Here is a 3,342-nt window from a genome sequence, read left to right as displayed (position 1 = left end):
CAGGCGGTCTTCCGCTGGCGGCTGACCAAGAAAGTGCTGCAGAAACGCGGCTTGATCGAAAGCGATTTCGTACGGGCGCCCGGCCCCGAACTCGACCGCTACGATCTGAGCGAACTCGACGCCCTGCTCGCGCGCCTGTCGGATCTGCTGCCGCTCGACGCGGTACCCGCTTGAGCGACCGCGTCGCCTCGGTCGAGACGTTCATCGTCACCGTCCCGCGCGACACGCCCTATCTGGGTCCGCTTGGCCCCGGCGAGACCATCAACCCGCGCGGCTATATCGTGCGCAAGGGCAACGGCACGATCTACCCGATTGTCGATCGTTCGATCGTGGTGCGCGTCACCACCGAAAAAGGTGCGGTCGGCTGGGGCGAGACCTATGGCATCTGCGCGCCGCGCGCGACCTGCGAGATCATCAACGATCTGCTCGCACCCGTCCTGATCGGCAGCGATCCGCAGCCGGTCGAAGCGATCTGGGACAGGCTCTATGATCTGATGCGCGTGCGCGGCTGTACCGGCGGCTTCCATGGCGATGCGCTCGCCGCGCTCGACATCGCCTTATGGGATTTGCGCGGACAGGCGGCGGGCAAGCCGATCCGCGACCTGATCGGGCCGATCGCGAACGCGACCGTGCCCGGCTATGTCTCCGGGCTGCCGGCGGCGACGCTGGAGGAACGCGTCGCGCTCGCGGTCGCGATGCAGCGCGAAGGCCATCAAGCGTTCAAATTCGCCGCCGTCGTCAGCCATGACGGCATTGTCGAGGAGATGGCGGCGCTGCGCCAGGCGCTCGGTTTCGACGCCGAAATCCTGATCGATCTCCACTGGAAATTCTCCGCCGATGAGGCCCTCGCGCTGATCAGGGCGCTCGCACCCTATCGTCCCGGTTTCGTCGAGGCGCCGGTCAAGCCCGAGGATATGGCCGGCCTCGCCCGGGTCGCGCGCGAAAGCCCGGTGCCGATCGCGGCGGGCGAGGAATGGTATACCGCCTACGAAGCCGCCAACCGGCTGGCGGCGGGGCCGGTCGCGATCCTCCAGCCCGAAATGGGCCATACCGGCATCACCCAGTTCCTCCGCATCGCCGCGCTTGCCGCCCGGCACGGCGCGCGGATCGCACCGCACGCGACCGTCGGCACCGGCCTGTTTCTCGCGGCCAGCCTGCAAGTCTCCTCGACCTTGCCGCAGCTGTGGAAACATGAGTGGCAGCACTCGATCTTCAGCCGCAATCTCGCCTTCCTCGACAGCGACATGGGCTATGCCGACGGCGCCTACCGCCTGCCGTCCGCGCCGGGCCTTGGCGCCGCGCCCAATGCGCGCTTGTGGGATCATGCGGAGGCGGTCGCGTGACCATGAACATTTTGCCGTGCATAGACCGTCTCCATGCGGCCTAAACTCAACGCGCAGCCCAACCAGAGCCTGATCGACGGCATCACCACGCTCCAGGCGCTGGCGACATCGCCCGAGCCGGTCGGCTGCCGCGAACTGGCCCGCCGCCTCGGCGCCGACGCGACCAAGGTCAACCGGCTGCTCAAGACGCTCGCCTATCTCGGCATCGCGCGCCAGACCGCCGACCGCAAATACACCGCCGGCCCCGGCATGCACGTGCTCGCCGCGCAGAGCCTGTTCGCGTCGGGCCTGATCCGGCGCGCCTTGCCCGCGCTCGAGGCGCTGCGCCGCTTCGGCCACACGGTCGCATTGGGCGTGCTGTGGGAAGACAATGTGAGCTACCTGTTCCACGCGCCGCCGGGGATCGAGGCATCGCGCGGGCTCGGCCGTATCGGCCTGCTGCCGGCGACGACCAGCGGCATCGGCATTTTGCTCCTGTCCGAATATGAGGATGAGGACGTGCGCGATCTCTACAAGGAGCGCGACATCCCGATGTTCCCCGAGGGCATCGATCAGCTTCTCGCCAAGCTCGCCGAGGTGCGCGAGCTCGGTTATGCGCGCGTCCACGTCGCCGACGATCGCGATCATCACATCATCGCGGTTTCGACCGGCGACCCTGCCCATGCGGGCGTCGCCTTGTCCGGCTGGATCCCCGAAACCGCGACCCTGCCGATCGTCGAAGCGCTGCGGGCCGCCGCCATCGAGATCGGCGGCTAAGGGTGGAAACCGCGCGGCCGGGGCGCCTGCGCTGGGCGATCCTCGCGCTTCTCTTCTGCGCGACCGTCCTCAATTATATCGACCGCCAGACGCTCTCGATCCTGGCATCGCGGGTCCAGCACGATCTCGGCATCACCAATCTTGGCTATGCCCATATCGTCCAGTGCTTCCTGATCGCCTACACCCTCTCCTACCTCGTCACCGGCTGGGTGACCGACAAGCTCGGCGCGAGGGTCACGCTCGCGCTCTGCCTCGGCTGGTGGTCGCTCGCGAACATGGCGACGGGGCTGGTCCGCAACGCGACCGAGCTCGGCTTCACCCGCGTCCTGCTCGGCGTCGGCGAACCGGGCGTCTACACCGCCGGTCCCAAGGCGGTATCCGAGCATTTCGAGCCGGCGCAGCGCGGCTTCGCGTTCGGCGTCTATACCGCCGGCGCGATGGTGGGCGCGACATTGGCGCCGCCGCTGATCGGCGGCCTCGCTATAACCTATGGCTGGCGCTCCGCCTTCGTGGTGACCGGCGGGCTGGGCCTCGTCTGGGTCGTCGCCTGGCTGTTGATCTACCGCAGCCCGCCGGGCAGCGGCGGCCCGGCCCGGACCCGCGAGCCGATCGCCTGGGGGCCGATCCTGCGCGACCGCGCGGTGTGGGGGCTGGCGCTCTCGCGCATGATCGCGGACCCGGTGTGGTATTTCTACCTGTTCTGGTTCCCGAAATACCTCACCGACGAACGCGGCCTGTCTCTGCTCAGCATCGCGAAGCTGGCGTGGATCGTCTATCTCGCGGCCGACATCGGCAGCGTCGGCGGCGGCTGGTTTTCGGGTCGCCTGATCCGGCGCGGCATCGCCCCCGCGCGCAGCCGGATGATCGCGATGGGCCTTGCCGCCTGCCTCGCGCCGTTCGGCATGCTGATCGCGACGCATGTCGGCATCGCCCCGACCTTGGCGCTGGGCGCGCTGGTGGCGTTCGCTCACCTCGTTTTCCAGATCAACATGGGCACGTTGATCGTCGACATCTATCCGGTCCGGACCGTCGCGACCGTGTTCGGCCTGATCGCGGCCGGCAGCGGATTGGGCGGCATGATCTCGACCCAATTGGTCGGCTCGCTGATCGCCGGCGGATCCTATGACCACGTCTTCCTGCTGATGGGCATGCTGCATCCCATCGCGTTTCTGGTCGCGCTCGTAGGCGTAAGAAAGCTTCTACGCGCATCGCCCCGGGCAGACGCGTCCCCGGCCTGAATCCG

General features: G+C 68.0%; 3 protein-coding genes. All 3 read left to right on the top strand.

From position 1 onward, the window contains the following. The first annotated feature begins 170 nt into the window (after positions 1-170). The 3 genes from VK533_RS08300 to VK533_RS08290 are packed head-to-tail and all read left to right on the top strand — an operon-like array spanning position 171 to position 3,337. On the top strand, positions 171-1,343 hold the full coding sequence (locus VK533_RS08300; RefSeq protein ID WP_324376394.1) for a mandelate racemase/muconate lactonizing enzyme family protein: 1,173 nt from the start codon (positions 171-173) through the stop codon (positions 1,341-1,343). A gap of 33 nt (positions 1,344-1,376) precedes the next feature. Next, on the top strand, positions 1,377-2,099 hold the full coding sequence (locus tag VK533_RS08295) for an IclR family transcriptional regulator (protein WP_324376393.1): 723 nt from the start codon (positions 1,377-1,379) through the stop codon (positions 2,097-2,099). Between the two features lie 2 nt (positions 2,100-2,101). Further along, positions 2,102-3,337, top strand: a complete 1,236-nt coding sequence (locus VK533_RS08290) for an MFS transporter (RefSeq protein ID WP_324376392.1) — start codon at positions 2,102-2,104, stop codon at positions 3,335-3,337. Positions 3,338-3,342: the final 5 nt, after the last annotated feature.

It is taken from the genome of Sphingomonas sp. (assembly GCF_035317925.1).
Lineage (GTDB): Bacteria > Pseudomonadota > Alphaproteobacteria > Sphingomonadales > Sphingomonadaceae > Sphingomonas_I.
This window is presented reverse-complemented; position numbering and strand designations above follow the sequence as displayed.

Coding starts and splice junctions, on each gene's coding strand:
- VK533_RS08295 (WP_324376393.1), top strand. CDS start 1,377: ATGCGGCCTAAACTCAACGCGCAGCCCAACCAGAGCCTGATCGACGGC.